The organism is Microbacterium sp. 1.5R, assembly GCF_001889265.1.
GTDB lineage: Bacteria > Actinomycetota > Actinomycetes > Actinomycetales > Microbacteriaceae > Microbacterium.
On sequence record NZ_CP018151.1, the window covers coordinates 1,570,353 to 1,587,462 of the forward strand.

The 17,110-nt window shown below is 68.1% G+C and carries 16 protein-coding genes; 14 read left to right on the forward strand and 2 right to left on the reverse strand.

Going from position 1 to position 17,110, the window contains the following annotated elements; translation table 11 throughout:
* The first annotated feature begins 36 nt into the window (after positions 1-36).
* From otsB to ilvC, 5 genes are all read left to right on the forward strand, one after another.
* Positions 37-831: a trehalose-phosphatase gene (otsB, locus tag BMW26_RS07340; protein ID WP_083569323.1), complete on the forward strand. Its 795-nt coding sequence runs from the start codon at positions 37-39 to the stop codon at positions 829-831.
* Between the two features lie 9 nt (positions 832-840).
* Positions 841-2,559 (forward strand): dihydroxy-acid dehydratase, encoded by a 1,719-nt coding sequence (gene ilvD, locus BMW26_RS07345; RefSeq protein ID WP_053095858.1) that lies wholly within the window; start codon positions 841-843, stop codon positions 2,557-2,559.
* Between the two features lie 61 nt (positions 2,560-2,620).
* Positions 2,621-4,423 (forward strand): acetolactate synthase large subunit, encoded by a 1,803-nt coding sequence (locus tag BMW26_RS07350; RefSeq protein ID WP_053095859.1) that lies wholly within the window; start codon positions 2,621-2,623, stop codon positions 4,421-4,423.
* Positions 4,424-4,425: 2 nt separating this feature from the next.
* Positions 4,426-4,935 (forward strand): acetolactate synthase small subunit, encoded by a 510-nt coding sequence (ilvN, locus tag BMW26_RS07355; RefSeq protein ID WP_056278631.1) that lies wholly within the window; start codon positions 4,426-4,428, stop codon positions 4,933-4,935.
* Positions 4,823-6,010, forward strand: coding sequence for a ketol-acid reductoisomerase (ilvC, locus tag BMW26_RS07360; protein WP_261987737.1), 1,188 nt, complete (start codon positions 4,823-4,825; stop codon positions 6,008-6,010). The genes ilvN and ilvC overlap by 113 nt, the downstream gene beginning before the upstream one ends.
* 67 nt (positions 6,011-6,077) lie before the next feature.
* On the opposite strand, the gene BMW26_RS07365 is transcribed toward ilvC, so the two are convergent.
* Positions 6,078-7,007: a hypothetical protein gene (locus BMW26_RS07365; protein WP_072591166.1), complete on the reverse strand. Its 930-nt coding sequence runs from the start codon at positions 7,005-7,007 to the stop codon at positions 6,078-6,080.
* A 77-nt stretch (positions 7,008-7,084) separates the two neighbouring features.
* On the opposite strand from BMW26_RS07365, the gene BMW26_RS07370 reads away from it, so the two are divergent.
* From BMW26_RS07370 to serA, 3 genes are all read left to right on the forward strand, one after another.
* Positions 7,085-7,606 carry a hypothetical protein gene (locus tag BMW26_RS07370; RefSeq protein ID WP_072592269.1) on the forward strand — a complete coding sequence of 174 codons (522 nt, stop codon included), beginning with the start codon at positions 7,085-7,087 and terminating at the stop codon, positions 7,604-7,606.
* Positions 7,603-7,953, forward strand: a complete 351-nt coding sequence (locus BMW26_RS07375; protein WP_056278633.1) for a hypothetical protein — start codon at positions 7,603-7,605, stop codon at positions 7,951-7,953. The genes BMW26_RS07370 and BMW26_RS07375 overlap by 4 nt, the downstream gene beginning before the upstream one ends.
* 114 nt (positions 7,954-8,067) lie before the next feature.
* Complete coding sequence (gene serA, locus BMW26_RS07380; protein WP_072591167.1) at positions 8,068-9,672, forward strand: phosphoglycerate dehydrogenase; 1,605 nt, start codon at positions 8,068-8,070, stop codon at positions 9,670-9,672.
* A 72-nt stretch (positions 9,673-9,744) separates the two neighbouring features.
* On the opposite strand, the gene BMW26_RS07385 is transcribed toward serA, so the two are convergent.
* Positions 9,745-10,290: a TetR/AcrR family transcriptional regulator gene (locus tag BMW26_RS07385; protein WP_053095865.1), complete on the reverse strand. Its 546-nt coding sequence runs from the start codon at positions 10,288-10,290 to the stop codon at positions 9,745-9,747.
* 112 nt (positions 10,291-10,402) lie between these two features.
* Between BMW26_RS07385 and BMW26_RS07390 the strand changes: the two genes are divergently transcribed.
* The 6 genes from BMW26_RS07390 to BMW26_RS07415 all read left to right on the forward strand — a co-directional run bounded on the left by BMW26_RS07390 (position 10,403) and on the right by BMW26_RS07415 (position 17,087).
* Positions 10,403-11,938, forward strand: coding sequence for an MFS transporter (locus tag BMW26_RS07390; protein ID WP_072591168.1), 1,536 nt, complete (start codon positions 10,403-10,405; stop codon positions 11,936-11,938).
* 75 nt (positions 11,939-12,013) lie between these two features.
* Positions 12,014-13,057: a 3-isopropylmalate dehydrogenase gene (locus BMW26_RS07395; RefSeq protein WP_053095867.1), complete on the forward strand. Its 1,044-nt coding sequence runs from the start codon at positions 12,014-12,016 to the stop codon at positions 13,055-13,057.
* A 60-nt stretch (positions 13,058-13,117) separates the two neighbouring features.
* A complete protein-coding gene (locus BMW26_RS07400; protein WP_056279045.1) occupies positions 13,118-14,218 on the forward strand; it encodes a branched-chain amino acid aminotransferase in 1,101 nt (366 codons plus the stop codon).
* A gap of 78 nt (positions 14,219-14,296) precedes the next feature.
* Positions 14,297-15,073 carry a fumarylacetoacetate hydrolase family protein gene (locus BMW26_RS07405; RefSeq protein WP_072591169.1) on the forward strand — a complete coding sequence of 259 codons (777 nt, stop codon included), beginning with the start codon at positions 14,297-14,299 and terminating at the stop codon, positions 15,071-15,073.
* Positions 15,070-16,326, forward strand: a complete 1,257-nt coding sequence (locus BMW26_RS07410; RefSeq protein ID WP_072591170.1) for an MFS transporter — start codon at positions 15,070-15,072, stop codon at positions 16,324-16,326. The genes BMW26_RS07405 and BMW26_RS07410 overlap by 4 nt, the downstream gene beginning before the upstream one ends.
* Positions 16,323-17,087 (forward strand): class I SAM-dependent methyltransferase, encoded by a 765-nt coding sequence (locus BMW26_RS07415; RefSeq protein WP_072591171.1) that lies wholly within the window; start codon positions 16,323-16,325, stop codon positions 17,085-17,087. Before BMW26_RS07410 ends, BMW26_RS07415 begins: the two co-directional genes overlap by 4 nt.
* Positions 17,088-17,110: the final 23 nt, after the last annotated feature.

Consider the following 17,110-nt stretch of genomic DNA (forward strand, 5'->3'; position numbering starts at 1 on the left):
TCATACTGGGAGGACACCGCCTCGATTGGAGACACTGTGACCCGTAGCTGGACCCCCGGAGCCGCAGACCCGGCGCTGAGCGCCATCGCCGCCACACCCAGACTGATCGTCGCGCTGGACTTCGACGGCACGGCATCTCCGCTCGTCCCCGATCCGATGGCCGCCAGGGCTCTGCCCGAGGTCGCCGTGCAGGTCGCCCGTCTCGCGGCGCTCCCCGACACGGTCGTCGCCTACGTCTCCGGGCGCAGCATGCATGACCTGCGGGTGATCACCGAGCACACGGATGACTCGCTGATCGCGCTGGCCGGATCGCACGGTGCGCAGTACTGGTATCCCGGGGTCGGCGCCAACGAGGCCGACGGCGACACCGCGGAGGGGTCGCGAGAGGAGCTGTGGGAGGCCGCGCGGCCGATCATCGATCGATACGAGGGGGCGGAGCTCGAGCCCAAGACCTTCGGAATGGGTGTGCACACCCGCACGGCCACACCGGAGGTCGAGAAGGCGGTGTTCGCCGAGATCGATGCACTCGTCGCGGAGCGCTTCCCGCACTGGCGACGCCGCTCGGGGCACCGTGTGCTCGAGTTCTCGTCGCGGAACGAGGGCAAGGATGCCGCGATGACCGCGCTGCGCGAGCATTTCGACGCCACCGCCATCCTTTTCGCCGGCGATGACGTCACGGACGAGGACGCCATGCGCGTGCTCAGCGGCGACGATCTCGGCGTCCGCGTGGGACCGGGGGAGAGCGCCGCCGAGCTTCGTGTGGAGAACCCACAACAGATCGCCCTGCTTCTGGAGGCGCTCGCGGACGAGCGCACCTCCCGGCGGGAATAGACTTCCGTCATGTCCTCGCATGATCCCTCCACCAGCGCGCCCATCGACATCAAGCCCCGCAGCCGCGTCGTCACCGACGGCATCGAGGCGACGACCTCCCGAGGCATGCTCCGTGCCGTCGGCATGGGCGACGCCGACTGGGACAAGCCCCAGATCGGAATCGCCTCCAGCTGGAACGAGATCACACCCTGCAACCTGAGCCTCGACCGGCTCGCGCAGGGTGCCAAGGAGGGCGTGCACTCCGGCGGCGGGTACCCGCTGCAGTTCGGCACGATCTCGGTCTCGGACGGCATCTCGATGGGCCACGAGGGCATGCACTTCTCGCTCGTGTCGCGCGAGGTCATCGCCGACTCGGTCGAGACCGTGATGATGGCCGAGCGACTCGACGGATCGGTGCTGCTCGCCGGTTGCGACAAGTCGATCCCCGGAATGCTGATGGCCAGCGCCCGGCTCGACCTGTCGAGCGTGTTCCTCTACGCCGGCTCCATCGCACCGGGCTGGGTCAAGCTCTCGGACGGCACCGAGAAGGACGTCACGATCATCGACTCGTTCGAGGCCGTCGGCGCCTGCCGCGCGGGACTCATGAGCGAAGAGGACCTCAAGCGCATCGAATGCGCGATCGCACCGGGTGAGGGCGCCTGCGGTGGCATGTACACGGCGAACACGATGGCGTCGGTCGCCGAGGCCCTGGGCCTGAGCCTTCCCGGTTCTGCCGCTCCGCCCGCCGCGGATCGTCGTCGTGACTACTTCGCGCACCGTTCCGGCGAGGCCGTCGTCAACCTGCTCCGCCAGGGCATCACGACCCGCGACATCCTCACCAAGGAGGCGTTCGAGAACGCGATCGCCCTCGCGATGGCCCTGGGCGGTTCGACCAACGTCGTGCTGCACCTGCTCGCGATCGCGCGCGAGGCCGAGGTCGAGCTGAGCCTGCACGACTTCAACCGCATCGGCGACAAGGTGCCGCACGTCGCGGACATGAAGCCGTTCGGCAAGTACGTCATGAACGACGTCGACCGCCATGGCGGCATCCCCGTGATCATGAAGGCGATGCTCGACGAGGGCCTGCTGCACGGTGACGCGCTCACCGTGACGGGCAAGACGCTCGCCGAGAACCTCGCGGACCTCGACCCGCAGCCGATCGACGGCGAGGTCATCCACACCTTCGACAACCCGATCCACGCGACCGGCGGCCTGACGATCCTGCACGGGTCGCTCGCGCCCGAGGGTGCCGTCGTGAAGACCGCAGGCTTCGACGCGGCCGTCTTCGAGGGCTCCGCCCGGGTGTTCGAGCGCGAGCGCGCGGCCATGGACGCCGTGGCCAACGGCGAGATCGAGGCGGGCACCGTCATCGTCATCCGCTACGAGGGTCCGAAGGGCGGACCCGGTATGCGCGAGATGCTCGCCATCACCGCGGCCATCAAGGGCGCGGGGCTCGGGAAAGATGTACTACTCTTGACTGACGGACGATTCTCAGGCGGCACAACCGGCCTGTGCATCGGCCACATAGCACCCGAAGCGGTGGACGCAGGTCCTATCGCCTTCGTGCGCGATGGTGATCTGATACGGGTCGATATCGCAGCTCGCTCTCTCGACCTACTCGTCGACGAGGCGGAGCTCGCCTCCCGCCGCTCTGGCTGGGAGCCGCTACCCCCGCGCTATACCCGTGGCGTTCTTGCCAAGTACTCGCGTCTCGTGCGGTCCGCCGCCGAGGGCGCGACGACCGGCTGATCCGCGTCGGCTCCGGCATCCCAGCCTCCGACGTCGCCAACAGACCACCAGAAGGAGTGTCATGACTGCTGACACCGTCTCGGCTGTGCCGAGGCCGCCCGCACCCAAGTCCGCCGCACCGGAGATCTCCGGAGCCGAGGCCGTGGTCCGCACGCTCGAGCTCCTCGGCGTCAAGGACGTCTTCGGTCTTCCCGGAGGAGCGATCCTCCCGGTCTACGACCCGCTGATGGACGCCGCCGAGCTGCGGCACATCCTCGTGCGGCACGAACAGGGAGCGGGACACGCCGCCGAAGGCTACGCGTCGTCCTCGGGCAAGGTCGGCGTCTGCATCGCGACGTCGGGTCCCGGTGCGACCAACCTCGTGACCGCGATCGCCGACGCCTACATGGACTCGGTGCCGCTGCTCGCGATCACCGGGCAGGTGTTCTCGACGCTGATGGGCACTGACGCGTTCCAGGAGGCCGACATCGTCGGCATCACGATGCCGGTCACGAAGCACTCGTTCCTCGTGAAGGATGCGTCGGAGATCCCGGGCGCCATCGCGGCGGCCTATGAGATCGCCTCGACCGGCCGACCGGGACCGGTGCTCGTCGACATCACGAAGGACGCCCAGCAGGCGATGGCGCCGTTCGTCTGGCCTCCCAAGTACGACCTGCCCGGATACCGCCCCGTGACCAAGGCGCACGGCAAGCAGATCCAGGCGGCGGCGGCCCTTCTGGCCGAGGCCAAGAAGCCGGTGCTGTACGTCGGCGGCGGTGTGATCCGCGGTCGCGCGTCTGCCGAGCTGCTCGCCCTCGCCGAGACCACGAATGCGCCCGTCGTGACCACACTCATGGCTCGCGGCGCATTCCCCGACTCCCACCAGCAGCACCTCGGCATGCCGGGCATGCACGGCACCGTTCCGGCGGTGCTGGCGCTGCAGGAGGCCGACCTGATCGTGTCCCTCGGGGCGCGGTTCGACGACCGCGTGACCGGCAAGGCCGCGCTCTTCGCGCCGAACGCCAAGGTCGTGCACGTCGACATCGATCCGGCCGAGATCTCGAAGATCCGCACCGCAGACGTGCCGATCGTGGGCGACGTCCGCGACGTGCTGGTCGATCTCGAGTCGGCGTTCCGCACCGCGATCACCACCACGACCCCTGACACCGAGGAGTGGTGGTCGTACCTCGACGGGCTGCGCAACGAGTTCCCGCTCGGGTACGCGCCGACGACCGACGGCCTCCTCGCTCCGCAGTACGTGATCCAGCGGATCGGTGAGCTGACCGGGCCGGAGGGCATCTACGCCGCGGGCGTGGGACAGCACCAGATGTGGGCTGCGCAGTTCATCAAGTACGAGCGCCCCAACGCCTGGCTGAACTCCGGGGGCGCAGGAACCATGGGCTACTCGGTTCCCGCTGCGATGGGCGCGAAGGTCGCCGAGCCCGACCGTGTGGTGTGGGCGATCGACGGTGACGGCTGCTTCCAGATGACCAATCAGGAGCTCGCCACCTGCACGATCAACAACATCCCGATCAAGGTCGCGATCATCAACAACTCGTCGCTGGGCATGGTGCGCCAGTGGCAGACGCTGTTCTACGACGGTCGCCACTCGAACACCGACCTCAACACCGGTCACGGCACCGTCCGCATCCCCGACTTCGTGAAGCTCGCGGAGGCATATGGCTGCCTCGCGATCCGCGTGGAGAAGGAGGAGGAGGTGGACGCGGCGATCAAGCTCGCCCTCGAGACGAACGACCGTCCCGTCGTCATCGACTTCGTCGTCAGCGCCGATTCGATGGTGTGGCCGATGGTTCCCCAGGGCGTGAGCAACAGCTACGTCCAGTACGCCCGCGAGCACGCGCCCGCATTCGACGAGGAGGACTGACCATGTCGACTCACGTGCTGAGCCTCCTCGTGGAGAACACCCCCGGCCTGCTGACCCGAGTCGCGGGACTGTTCGCACGCCGTGGCTTCAACATCGACTCTCTCGCGGTGGGCGTGACCGAGGTGCCTGGCATCTCGCGCATCACGGTCGTCGTCGACCTCGAGGATCTTCCTCTCGAGCAGGTGACCAAGCAGCTCAACAAGCTGATCAACGTCATCAAGATCGTCGAGCTCGACTTCCCGACCTCGGTGCAGCGCGAGCACATGCTCGTCAAGGTGCGCACCGACAACGCGACCAGGTCGAACGTCATCGAGGTGGCGAACCTGTTCCGCGCCTCTGTGGTGGACTACGCCTCCGACGCGCTGGTGATCGAGGTCACCGGTGACCGGGGCAAGGTCGATGCCATGCTCCGCGCCCTCGAGCCTTTCGGAATCAAGGAGATCGCGCAGTCGGGCCTCCTCGCCATCGGCCGCGGAGGCAAGAGCATCACCGAGCGCGTCCTGCGCGGCTGACCAGATTTCACACACGTACACGAACATCAATCAAGGAGAGAAACCAGTGAGCACCGAGATCTTCTACGACGCAGACGCCGATCTGTCGATCATCCAGGGCAAGAAGGTCGCGATCGTCGGCTACGGCTCGCAGGGTCACGCGCACGCGCAGAACCTTCGCGACTCGGGTGTCGAGGTCGCCATCGCCCTCAAGGAGGGGTCGAAGTCGGCGCCGAAGGCGGAAGAGGCCGGATTCGCGGTCAAGACCGTCGCCGACGCGACGCAGTGGGCCGACCTCATCATGATCCTCGCGCCGGACCAGCACCAGCGCACGATCTACAGCGAGTCGATCGCACCGAACCTCACTGAGGGCAAGACGCTCGCCTTCGCGCACGGCTTCAACATCCGCTTCGGCTACATCGATGCTCCTGAGGGCGTCGACGTGATCCTCGTCGCCCCGAAGGCTCCGGGTCACACGGTCCGTCGCGAGTTCGTCGCCGGCCGTGGAATCCCCGACATCATCGCCGTCGAGCGGGACGCATCGGGCAACGCGTGGGCCACGGCGCTCTCGTACGCGAAGGCCATCGGCGGCACCCGTGCCGGCGTCATCAAGACGACCTTCACCGAAGAGACCGAGACCGACCTGTTCGGCGAGCAGGCCGTGCTGTGCGGTGGCGTCAGCCACCTCGTGCAGGCCGGCTTCGAGACGCTCACCGAAGCGGGATACCAGCCGCAGATCGCGTACTTCGAGGTGCTGCACGAGCTGAAGCTCATCGTCGACCTCATGTGGGAGGGCGGCATCGCGAAGCAGCGTTGGTCGGTCTCCGACACTGCTGAGTACGGCGACTACGTCTCGGGTCCCCGCGTCGTGACCCCCGAGGTCAAGGAGTCGATGAAGGCGATCCTCGCGGACATCCAGAACGGCAACTTCGCGAAGCGCTTCATCGACGACCAGGACAACGGCGCCGAGGAGTTCCTGGCACTGCGCGCCAAGGAGGAGACGCACCCGATCGAGGCCACCGGCAAGGAGCTGCGTTCGCTCTTCGCATGGAAGCAGCAGGACGAAGACTACGTCGACGGCAGCGCTGCGCGCTGATCTGAGACGGTCGAAGAGAAGGGGCCCGGTGCGGATCGCACCGGGCCCCTTCTCGCGGTTCTGCGGGTCACTCCGCCGGAGCCTCCTCGACCTCGATCGGGGCGTCGGCGGGGTCGGCCCATACCGGCGCGGGCAGAAGAGTGTCGACCGCTCCGCCCTGGATCTCGCGCAACGCGTCCTCGATCTCGTCGGCGTTCTCGGGCACGGCGAGACCGCAGGTGCGCAGCTCGGAGGCGAACTTCAGCGTGAGGCGGCTCTTGCCGGCCTCCACGGCCTCAGCCGTGGTGCCGGTGCGCTTCTCGCTGCCGGTCTGGATGTCGGAGACCTCATCGCACACGTGGTAGACCGCACCGCCGTCGACCCACACGACCTCGTCCTTTCCGAGCATCAGGATGACCGCCGACTGGTCGGCCGTGTACTTCTCGACGGACGGCGGGTTGAAGTCGACACCGATCACCGTGGCGAGCAGGGCGAGGACCACACCGACGATGCCGGCCGTCGTCTTCTGCCCCTTGCTCATGTCCTTGTTGAGGAAGATCAGGATCACCAGGGGGAGGAAGGCCACGATCGCGATGATCGCGCCGAGCTGGTTCTGCACGAAGAAGCGCACGGTCTCGGATCGGCGCGCGGGGTCGAGCCTGTTGGCCTTCTTCCAGAGCACCGAGCCGGTGATCGCGAGCGCGGCGATGACCACGAGCAGGACGAGAAGCGTGACGAACGCCCACTGCGGGAACTGCGCCGTGACGCCCTGCTCTTCCAGGAGGCCCGTGTCGGGGTCGCGCAGGAGCGTGCCGTCCTCGCCGACGTACTCGCGCTGGCGGAGCAGCCAGAAGATCGACACCGCCTCGGCCGCGATGGCGAGACCCCACAGGACCGCGGCGATCCAGCGGAAGGTCGTCGCCCGCGACTTCGCCGCGGCTGTCGGCTTCCATCCCGCGGCGGGCTCGTCGGCTCCGCCCGGTGTGCTCTGGTCGACCCTGTCGTTCTGCTCGGCCACTGGCTTCCCTTCCGGAGAGGGCCGCGGTGGCCCAGATGCCCCCGAGCATAGTGGACGACGTGTCCTACGCTGGGGACATGACTTCCGACTCCGACGATGCCCTGAGCTGGGACGGCGACGACGGCGTCGCGCCGAAGGCGCGCACTCCGAAGCGCTCTGAGAGCGAGGCGTCCACCCAGCGGGATCACGCCGATGATGCGGCGCTGCCGGACGGCTGGAACGCCGTCGGCCGCGGCAGCGAGGCCGTCGGTCGCGTCGAGACCGACGGCACCGTCACGATGCCGGACGAGCAGGAATCAGCACACCTGAGCACCGCGATGCTGCTGACCCTCGGGGTCGTCGGCGGCGTGTACCTCCTGTACAGCATCGGCTGGGTCGTCGGAGGGATGCGGCTGAAGCCGCTGGCCAATCTGATCGTGGCCGATGCCATGTACGTGCCGTGGTTCGTGCTCGCGGTCGCGGCGCCCGCACTCTGGTTCCTCGCGGTGTGGGTCTTGACCCGTGCGAAGGCGACGTGGATCCGGGTCGGACTGCTGCTGCTCGGAGTGGTGCTGCTCGTGCCCTGGCCTTTCGTGACGGTGGGGGTGATCGGATCATGACCGAGCAGTCGACCTCTCCGGCGACCTCCGCCTCCCCGCGGTGGCTCAATGCACTCGTGCTCGGAGTCGCAGGACTCTTCTACGCCTATGCGATCTGGAATGCCGTCGCTCATCTCGTCTCCATGGCCCAGAGCGGACTCACCGGCATCGGCTGGGTGACCCTTCTCTTCGGAGTGGTGTTCCCGGCGCTCGTCTTCGTGTTCGCGTACGTGATCGGGCGACGGCGACGCGCGGGCGAGCTCGCTCTGGTGCTGCTGGCGGGTCTCGGCGTCGTGGCGGTGTTCTGGCTGAGCCTGATCGGCTACAGCATCCTCAACATGTCCGATCTCGTGACCGTCGCTCTCTGACAGACGGCGTCACACGGCACGGAGCAGCGGAGCCGCTCGGGTACAGTTGAAGTGATCGCGCCCCCACGGTGTGCGGCGCATCGGCCCCCTGTCGCGCTGCCCCGAAGGATCCCTGTGCCGAAGCCCGTCGTGCTCATCGCTGAAGTTCTCTCTCCCGCCACGATCGAGGCCCTCGGCCCCGACTTCGACGTTCGCAACGTCGATGGCACCGACCGCGAAGCGCTGTTCGCCTCGCTCGCGGATGCCGACGCGGTGCTCATCCGTTCGGCGACGCACATCGACGAAGAGGCGCTCACCCATGCTCCGAAGCTCAAGGTCGTCGCCCGCGCGGGCGTCGGGCTCGACAACGTCAACATCAAGGCAGCCACCGCAGCGGGTGTCATGGTGGTCAACGCGCCGACCTCGAACATCGTCTCGGCCGCCGAGCTGACGGTCGGCCACATCCTCAGCCTCGCCCGTCGCATCCCCGCCGCACACGCATCGCTCGCGGCCGGTCAGTGGAAGCGCAGCTCGTTCACGGGAGCCGAGCTCTTCGAGAAGACGGTCGGCATCGTCGGCCTCGGACGCATCGGAGCTCTCGTCGCCGCGCGCCTCGCCGCGTTCGACATGCGCGTCGTCGCTTACGACCCCTACGTCACCTCGGCCCGCGCGCAGCAGCTCGGTGTCCAGCTCCTCTCGCTCGACGAGCTCGTCGCAGAGGCGGACTTCCTCACGATCCACATGCCGAAAACGCCGGAGACGACCGGCATGATCGGTGCCGAGCAGTTCACGGCCATGAAGCCCACGGCCTTCGTCGTCAACGTCGCCCGCGGTGGCCTCATCGACGAGGAAGCGCTGCACGCGGCCCTCGTCGCCGGTGAGATCGCGGGTGCGGGTCTCGACGTCTTCACCTCCGAGCCCCCGGCCGAGGGCGGCACTGCTCGTCCGCTGCTCGACCTCCCGAACGTCGTCGTCACCCCGCACCTGGGTGCCAGCACCGAGGAGGCGCAGGAGAAGGCCGGCGTCTCGGTCGCGCGTTCCGTGCGCCTCGCGCTCGGCGGCGACCTCGTTCCCGATGCGGTCAACGTGGCCGGGGGAGTCATCGACCCGTATGTGCGCCCCGGCATCTCGCTCGTCGAGAAGCTCGGCCAGATCTTCGCGGCTCTCGCGACCTCGCCTCTCACGAGCCTCGATGTCGAGGTCCACGGCGAGCTGAACGACTACGACGTGAGCGTGCTGAAGCTCGCCGCGCTCAAAGGCGTCTTCACGAACATCGTCAGCGAGACCGTGTCGTACGTCAACGCACCGCTGCTCGCCGATCAGCGCGGTATCGCGGTCCGTCTGCTCAAGGACGACGTGAGCGACGAGTACCGCAACGTCATCACTCTGGCCGGAGCGCTCTCGGACGGTACGCAACTGTCGGTGTCGGGCACCCTCACCGGTCCCAAGCAGGCAGAGAAGCTGGTCGCCATCAATGACCACGCCCTCGAGCTGCCGATCGAGAAGCACCACGTCGTGATGCTCTACACCGACCGTCCCGGCATCGTCGCGGTCTACGGTCAGAAGTTCGGCGAGGCCGGCATCAACATCGCAGGCATGCAGATCTCGCGCCTGGGGGCGGGCGATCAGGCGCTCAGCGTTCTCACCCTCGACTCGCCGGTCTCGGACGATCTGCTCGACGACCTGCGCAACGAGATCGACGCAGACCTGTTCCGTCAGATCGAGATCACCGAGGTCTGATCGCAGGGGAGACTCCGACAGAGCGGGAGGAGCGGCCGGGAGGTCGCTCCTCCCGCTCTGTCGTTCCCGGCCTCAGGGAGCGGTGGCGCGCAACACGAGCGCGATCAGGTCGGACAGCTCGTCACTTCTCGGCACCAGGCGTTCGGGACCGTGCACATCGAGCGAGTTGTTGAAATACAGACCGTCGCTGAGCAGCATCACGAGATCGAGGCTCGCGGCATCCCGCACATGAGGACGGATCGTGTCCTCCCAGCGGTCGCGGTTGCGTCGCAGCGCGTCGGCAGCGGGTGCCGAGCCGCCTTGGGCCAGGCGGGTGGCGGCAATGAGGACGCGGTCCAGCGCGTCGTCCTCCATCACGGAGGTGCGCACGTAGTACGCGACGGGGCCCTCTTCGGCCGAGGTCATCCGCTCGAGATCCAGAGTGGTGAGCGCATCGAGGCGCTCGATGAGGCCCGCTGCCAGCTCGTCCTTCGAGCCGAAGTGATAGAGGAGGCCGCCCTTCGACACGCCGGCGGCCTTCGCTGTCGCATCCAACGTGGCCGCCCGCTCACCGTCTTCGATGACGATCGATTCGAAGGCGTCCAGGACGCGTTCGCGGGCGAGGGGAGGTCGGGGCATCGGGGATCCTCTGTTCGTCTCGATTCACAGTAGCGCGGCCGTATGACGATTCTGTTACTATACCATCTGGACGGTTTAGTAACGATGCCGTCGTGATCCTGAGAGGTGTTCCATGACCCGTACTGCGTCGATCCCGACGACAGAGACGGATGCTCCCCGCGTCGGCGCCCGTGGCTGGGCGGCACTCGTCGTGCTCATGCTGCCGGTGCTCCTGGTGTCGGTGGACAACACGGTGCTGAGCTTCGCGCTGCCCGAGATCTCCATCGCGCTCGCGCCCACCGGAGCGGAGCAGCTGTGGATCATCGATGTGTATCCGCTCGTGCTCGCCGGGCTGCTCGTGACCATGGGCACACTCGGAGACCGCTTCGGGCGTCGTCGGATGCTGCTGATCGGCGCGACCGGCTTCGCGGCCGTGTCGGCACTCGCTGCGTTCGCCCCCACGGCAGGTCTTCTCATCGCCGCGCGAGCGCTGCTCGGCTTCTTCGGTGCGATGCTGATGCCGTCGACCCTCTCGCTGCTGCGCTCGATCTTCACGAACCGCGATCAGCGGCGCCTCGCCATCGCGGTCTGGGCGTCGGCGTTCTCCGCGGGCTCGGCCCTCGGCCCGATCGTCGGCGGCTTCCTGCTCGAGCACTTCGACTGGGGCTCGGTCTTCCTGATCGCCGTGCCCGTGCTGATCCCGCTCCTCATCGCGGCGCCGCTGCTCGTTCCCGAAAGCCGCGACCCGCACCCCGGACGCATCGACATCGTCAGCATCATGCTCTCGATGGCAGCGATGATCCCGGTCGTCTACGCGATCAAGTCGCTCGCCGTCGACGGCCCCAGCCTCACTGCGGGGGCGTGGGCGCTGCTCGGCATCGTGATGGGGTATCTCTTCGTGCGGCGTCAGCTCGCTGCCGAGGTCCCGATGCTCGACATGCAGCTGTTCCGCCGGGGCTCGTTCTCGGGGGCGATCCTCGTGAACCTCCTGAGCGTCGTGGCGCTCGTGGGCTTCCTCTACTTCGTGTCGCAGCACCTGCAGCTCGTCCTCGGTCTCTCGCCGATGACGGCCGGCGCAGCGCTCGTGCCCGGAATGGCCGCGATGATCGTCGCCGGCCTCTCGGTCGTGCCGATCTCACGGCGAGTGCCACCGCACGTGCTCGTGCCCGCCGGTCTCGCGTTCTCTGTCGCCGGCTACCTCCTGGTCGCGTTCACGACGGCGGATCACGGCGTCGCTCCGCTGATCATCGCCTTCGTGGTGCTGGGCATCGGCATCGGGGCGGCGGAGACGATCTCGAATGAGCTGATCCTGTCCAGTGCTCCGGCCGAGAAGGCGGGCGCGGCCAGCGCCGTCTCCGAGACCGCCTACGAGCTGGGAGCGGTGCTCGGCACCGCCGTCCTCGGCGGCCTGATCACCGCGTTCTACCGCGGGGCGCTGGTGATTCCCTCCGGCATCCCAGCGGAGGCGGCGCACGCCGCGACGGAGACGCTGGCCGGCGCCTACACTGCCGCGAAGGATCTCCCCGCGCAGCTCGGAGACGCGTTGTGGGATGCGGCTGCCGCCGCCTTCGGATCGGGTGTCCTGGTGACCTCGCTGATCGGCGCGGGCCTGGTGATCGTGGCCGGGGTGATCGCCGCCGTCACACTGCGCAAGGCGCCCTCGCACTGACCAGTACGCTGGGAGGACCGGCCCGCTCGGCATGCATCCGAGCGTCGGCCGGTCCATCCCGATGCAAGGAGTGTCATGTCGCGTGTCGTGAAGCTGGCCGTCATCCCCGGTGACGGAATCGGCCCAGAGGTCGTCGCCGAGGCCGAGAAGGTCCTCGACGCGGTCACCGCATCGAGCGATGTGACGTTCGACAAGACGCGCTTCTCGCTCGGCGCCGCCCGTTTCCTCGAGACGGGCGACACTCTCACCGACGATGATCTGCAGTCGATCTCCGAACACGACGCGATCCTGCTCGGCGCGGTCGGCGGCACGCCAGGAGACCCGCGCCTGAAGGACGCGAACATCGAGCGCGGCCTGCTGCTGAAACTCCGCTTCACGCTGGATCATTACGTCAATCTGCGTCCGTCCAAGCTCTTCGCCGGTGCCTCGGGTCCGCTCGCGAACCCCGGCGAGATCGACTTCGTCGTCGTCCGCGAGGGCACTGAGGGGCCGTACGTCGGCAACGGCGGCGCGATCCGCAAGGGCACACCGCACGAGGTCGCCAACGAGACGTCCGTGAACACGGCATTCGGTGTCGAGCGGGTCGTGCGATACGCGTTCGATCTCGCCGAACGTCGCAGCAAGAAGATCACCCTCGTGCATAAGACGAACGTGCTCGTGCACGCCGGCGCCATCTGGCAGCGCGTCGTCGACGAGGTCGCGTCCGAGCATCCCGACGTGTCCGTCGACTACCTGCACGTCGATGCCGCGACGATCTTCCTCGTCACCGATCCCTCGCGCTTCGACGTGATCGTCACCGACAACCTCTTCGGCGACATCCTCACCGATCTCGCAGGCGCTGTCACCGGCGGCATCGGACTCGCCGCATCGGGCAACATCAACCCCGACGGCACCTTCCCGTCGATGTTCGAGCCGGTGCACGGCTCGGCTCCCGACATCGCGGGGCAGCAGAAGGCCGACCCCACCGCGGCGATCCTGTCGGTCGCGCTGCTGCTCGACCACCTCGGACTCGGAGCGGAGGCCGCTCGAGTGAGTGCCGCCGTCGAATCCGACATCGCGACCCGTACGGGTGCGCGCACGACCGCGGAGATCGGCTCCGCGATCGCTGCTCTGCTCTGACCGACAGGCGTAGGCTGAGACGGCGCGAGGATGCGCGCCGCATGAGGAATGGATGACGAGATGACGACCATCGACGCCGAGACCACCGTGGCTCCGCTGGAGTTCGCTGTGACCAAGAACCTGACCGCCGCGACGCCCGGTCGGGTCGCCGAGGTTCACGAGAACCCGGGGTTCGGTGTCGTGTTCACCGACCACATGGTCGACATCTGCTGGTCCGTCAAGGGCGGATGGCACCGACCGCGCGTGCAGCCCTACGGACCCATCCCGCTCGACCCGGCCGCGTCCGTGCTGCACTACGCCCAGGAGATCTTCGAGGGCATCAAGGCCTATCGTCACGCCGACGGCTCGATCCACACGTTCCGCCCCGACCGCAACGCGGCACGACTGCAGGCCAGCGCGCGTCGACTCGCGCTCCCGGAGCTGCCCACCGAGTACTTCATCCAGTCGCTGCGCGAGATCATCGCGGTCGACGGTCGCTGGGTTCCCTCAGGTGCCGACCAGAGCCTGTACCTGCGTCCGTTCATGTTCGCCAAGGAGGCCTTCCTCGGTGTTCGCGCGGCTCAGAAGGTCGCGTACTACGTGATCGCCAGCCCAGCCGGAGCGTACTTCACCGGGGGAGTGAAGCCCGTGCGGATCTGGCTCTCCGAGGACTACGCCCGTGCCGGCAAGGGCGGCACCGGCAAGGCGAAGACCGGCGGCAACTACGCCTCGAGCCTGCTCGCGCAGAGTGAGGCGAGCGCGAAGGGCTGCGACCAGGTCGTGTTCCTCAACGAGCAGCGCAACGTCGAGGAGCTCGGCGGCATGAACGTCGTGTTCGTCTTCAAAGACGGCCGCGTCGTGACGCCCGAGTCCGACAGCATCCTCGAGGGGATCACACGCGATTCGCTGCTGCAGCTCGCCGAAGACCGCGGCTACGCGGTCGAGAAGCGTCCGATCTCCATCGACGAGTGGCGCGAGGGTGTGGCCTCAGGCGATATCGTCGAGGTCTTCGCCTGCGGCACCGCCGCCGTCGTGACTCCCATCGGTGCTCTCGTCGGCGAGGGCTTCGATGAGCCGCAGCCGCTCGGCGAACTGGCCCTGTCGCTGCGCGAAGAGCTCACCGACATCCAGTACGGCCGCCGTGAGGACAAGCACGGCTGGCTTCTGCGGCTCGACGTCTGAGCCTTCGTACTCTCGAGACCCCGCTGCGCTTCCGTGCAGCGGGGTCTCGTCGTGCAGCACGCTGGATAGGCTGGTGGCATGAAGATCGCCCGATTCAGCCATGACGACGCCATCCTCTTCGGGATCGTCGATGACACCGACCTCGTCGTCCTCTCGGGCGATCCGCTCTTCGCGGGCTACGAGCCCACGGGTGACCGGGTGCCGATCGCAGACGCGGTGATCCTCGCTCCGGTGATCCCGCGCTCCAAGATCGTCTGCGTCGGCAAGAACTACCACGATCACGCCGCCGAGATGGGGGGAGTCGCCCCCGAGGAGCCGCTGCTGTTCCTCAAGCCCAACACCGCCGTCATCGGCCCGGGAGACGCCATCGTGCGCCCCTCGATCTCGGAGCAGACAGAGTACGAGGGTGAGCTCGCTGTCGTGATCGGTAGGGTCGCGAAGAACGTGAAGGCCGCGGATGCCCTCGATCACGTGCTCGGCTACACGATCGCCAACGACGTCACCGCGCGTGACCTCCAGCGCAAGGACGGTCAGTGGGCTCGGGCGAAGGGCTTCGACACCTTCTGCCCTCTCGGCCCGACCATCAGCACCGACTTCGACCCCTCGGTCGCGACGATCGAGACCCGCATCAACGGCGAGGTGCGGCAGAAGGCCCCGCTCACCGACATGATCCACTCGGTCGAGGCGATCATCGAGCATGCCTCGGCGGCCTTCACGCTGCTCCCCGGCGACGTCATCCTCACGGGTACGCCGGCAGGTGTGGGGGAGTTCGTCGCCGGGGACACCGTCGAGGTCGAGATCACCGGACTGGGTATCCTGCGCAACACCGTGCGCGACGCCGTGCGCGCGTCATGACCGTCGTCGCCCTCACGGCTGCTCAGCAGGCGGCGGTGCAGCGGCGAACCGTGCTGGTTCTCTCCACAGGGCAGGTGCTGGGCGGGATCGCCTTCGGGGCGACGGTGTCTCTCGGCGCTCTGCTCGCGGCCGACATCTCGGGCAGCGACGCCCTCTCGGGGCTCGCGACGGCGTCGGTCACCCTCGGGGCCGCGCTGTGCGCCATCCCGCTCGCGCGCCTGGCTGCCAAGATGGGCCGACGCCGAGCCCTCACCTTGGGAAATCTTTTCGCACTCGTCGGCATCGCGGTGGTGATCCTCGCGGCGTCGTTGCGGGTGTTCCCGCTGCTGCTCGTCGGCATCCTGATGATCGGCGCCGGCAATGCGGGCAATCTGCAGTCGCGGTTCGCCGCGACCGACCTCGCCGCACCACGGCATCGCGGAAGGGATCTCTCGATCGTGGTCTGGGCGACCACCATCGGCGGTGTCGCTGGGCCGTTGCTGCTGGGGCCGGGGGAGATCGTCGGGGCGGCGATCGGCATGCCGCCACAGACCGGTTCCTACGCCTTCTCGTTCGTCGCTCAGTGCGTCGCGCTCGTCCTGTACCTCGTGGCGCTCCGGCCCGACCCGCTTCTGGCAGCGCAGCGGCTCGCCTCGGCGGCCGCGAAGGCGACGGGCGCCGTCGTCGCTGACCGACCTGTGGTCGCGCGCTACGCGATGTTCGCGGTGGCCGGTTCGCACGTGGTGATGGCCTCCGTCATGGCGATGACCCCGGTCCACCTCGCCCATATGGCGCACGGTGCACACGGCATGGCGCCCACCCCGGCCGATGTCTCGGCTCTCGTGGGCATCACGATCGCCCTGCACGTCGGAGGCATGTACGCGCTGTCGCCCGTCTTCGGCATCCTCGCCGACAGATGGGGCCGGCTGCGCGTGGTTCTGCTGGGGCAGATCCTTCTCGGCGGGGCGCTCGCGTTCGCCGTCTTCGCGAACGATCGGGAGTGGGGCGTGATCGTCGCTCTCATCCTGCTGGGACTCGGATGGAGCGCGGCGACGGTGGCAGGGGCCGCGCTGCTGACCGAGTCGAGTGCCCCCGAGATCCGCACGCGCAGGCAGGGCCGCAGCGATTCGCTGATGAGCCTCTCGGCCGCAGCAGGCGCTGTGCTCGCGGGTGTGGTGCTCGCGAACTTCCAGTACGCAGGGCTCGGGATCGCGGCATCGGTGATCGTCATCGCCATCGTCGCGCTGTCGCCGCTCGGCCGCTCGCGCGGATGAAGGACTGGACGGGCACCGGGCGCGCATACGCCGACTCCTACGCGTCGCTCTGCGTCGGGACCGCGGAGGCCCTGCTCGGAGCGTTCGGAACCCCTGGGGAGCGGACGCTGCTCGACGTGGGGTCGGGCACGGGAATGCTCACGGCCGCATTCGCCGATGCCGGCTGGGATGCGACCGGATGCGAGCCCGAGCCGACGATGCGAGACGTCGCGCTGCGCGAGCATCCCGCGATTCCGGTGCACGACGGAACGCTGCCTGACCTGCCTTTCGAGGACGGCCAGTTCGACGTCGTCGTGGCGAACTTCGTGCTGAACCACGTCGCCGACCCCCGAGCATCCGCGGCGGAGCTCCTCCGCGTCTCCGCAGATCTGGTGTCGGCGACGATCTGGACGAACTCGCCCACCTGGCTCTGGCGGGAGGTGTGCGAGCGTGCGGCACTCATTCCTGCGACGGGGGAGCGACTGCCGCCGGAGAAGGACTTCGAGCGCACCGTCGACGGCTTCGCGAGGATGCTCGACGACGCGGGCTGGCCGCGCCCGCAGGTGTCTGAGATCACCTGGACGTGGTCGGCCGATGCGACTGCGCTGTGGGCGTCCGCCGAGGGAGGCGTCGGGGGAGCCGGTCAGTTCTACCGTGCGCTCGACGACACCGATCGGCGCTCGTTCCGCGCGGCCTTCGAGCTCGTGTGCGCCGAGCGGTCGATCGCCGGACGCCTGCCGCTGGCGCATTCTGCGGCGGTCGCCGTCGCGCCGCGAGGCTGAGACCGCCCAGGGCAGAATGCCCA

What these genes read in the sequence shown, in the direction of transcription:
- ilvD (WP_053095858.1), top strand. Translation starts at nt 841, where the DNA reads ATGTCCTCGCATGATCCCTCCACCAGCGCGCCCATCGACATCAAGCCC.
- BMW26_RS07350 (WP_053095859.1), top strand. Translation starts at nt 2,621, where the DNA reads ATGACTGCTGACACCGTCTCGGCTGTGCCGAGGCCGCCCGCACCCAAG.
- ilvN (WP_056278631.1), top strand. Translation starts at nt 4,426, where the DNA reads ATGTCGACTCACGTGCTGAGCCTCCTCGTGGAGAACACCCCCGGCCTG.
- ilvC (WP_261987737.1), top strand. Translation starts at nt 4,823, where the DNA reads ATGCCATGCTCCGCGCCCTCGAGCCTTTCGGAATCAAGGAGATCGCGC.
- BMW26_RS07370 (WP_072592269.1), top strand. Translation starts at nt 7,085, where the DNA reads ATGACTTCCGACTCCGACGATGCCCTGAGCTGGGACGGCGACGACGGC.
- BMW26_RS07375 (WP_056278633.1), top strand. Translation starts at nt 7,603, where the DNA reads ATGACCGAGCAGTCGACCTCTCCGGCGACCTCCGCCTCCCCGCGGTGG.
- BMW26_RS07385 (WP_053095865.1), bottom strand. Translation starts at nt 10,290, where the DNA reads ATGCCCCGACCTCCCCTCGCCCGCGAACGCGTCCTGGACGCCTTCGAA.
- BMW26_RS07390 (WP_072591168.1), top strand. Translation starts at nt 10,403, where the DNA reads ATGACCCGTACTGCGTCGATCCCGACGACAGAGACGGATGCTCCCCGC.
- BMW26_RS07395 (WP_053095867.1), top strand. Translation starts at nt 12,014, where the DNA reads ATGTCGCGTGTCGTGAAGCTGGCCGTCATCCCCGGTGACGGAATCGGC.
- BMW26_RS07400 (WP_056279045.1), top strand. Translation starts at nt 13,118, where the DNA reads ATGACGACCATCGACGCCGAGACCACCGTGGCTCCGCTGGAGTTCGCT.
- BMW26_RS07405 (WP_072591169.1), top strand. Translation starts at nt 14,297, where the DNA reads ATGAAGATCGCCCGATTCAGCCATGACGACGCCATCCTCTTCGGGATC.
- BMW26_RS07410 (WP_072591170.1), top strand. Translation starts at nt 15,070, where the DNA reads ATGACCGTCGTCGCCCTCACGGCTGCTCAGCAGGCGGCGGTGCAGCGG.
- BMW26_RS07415 (WP_072591171.1), top strand. Translation starts at nt 16,323, where the DNA reads ATGAAGGACTGGACGGGCACCGGGCGCGCATACGCCGACTCCTACGCG.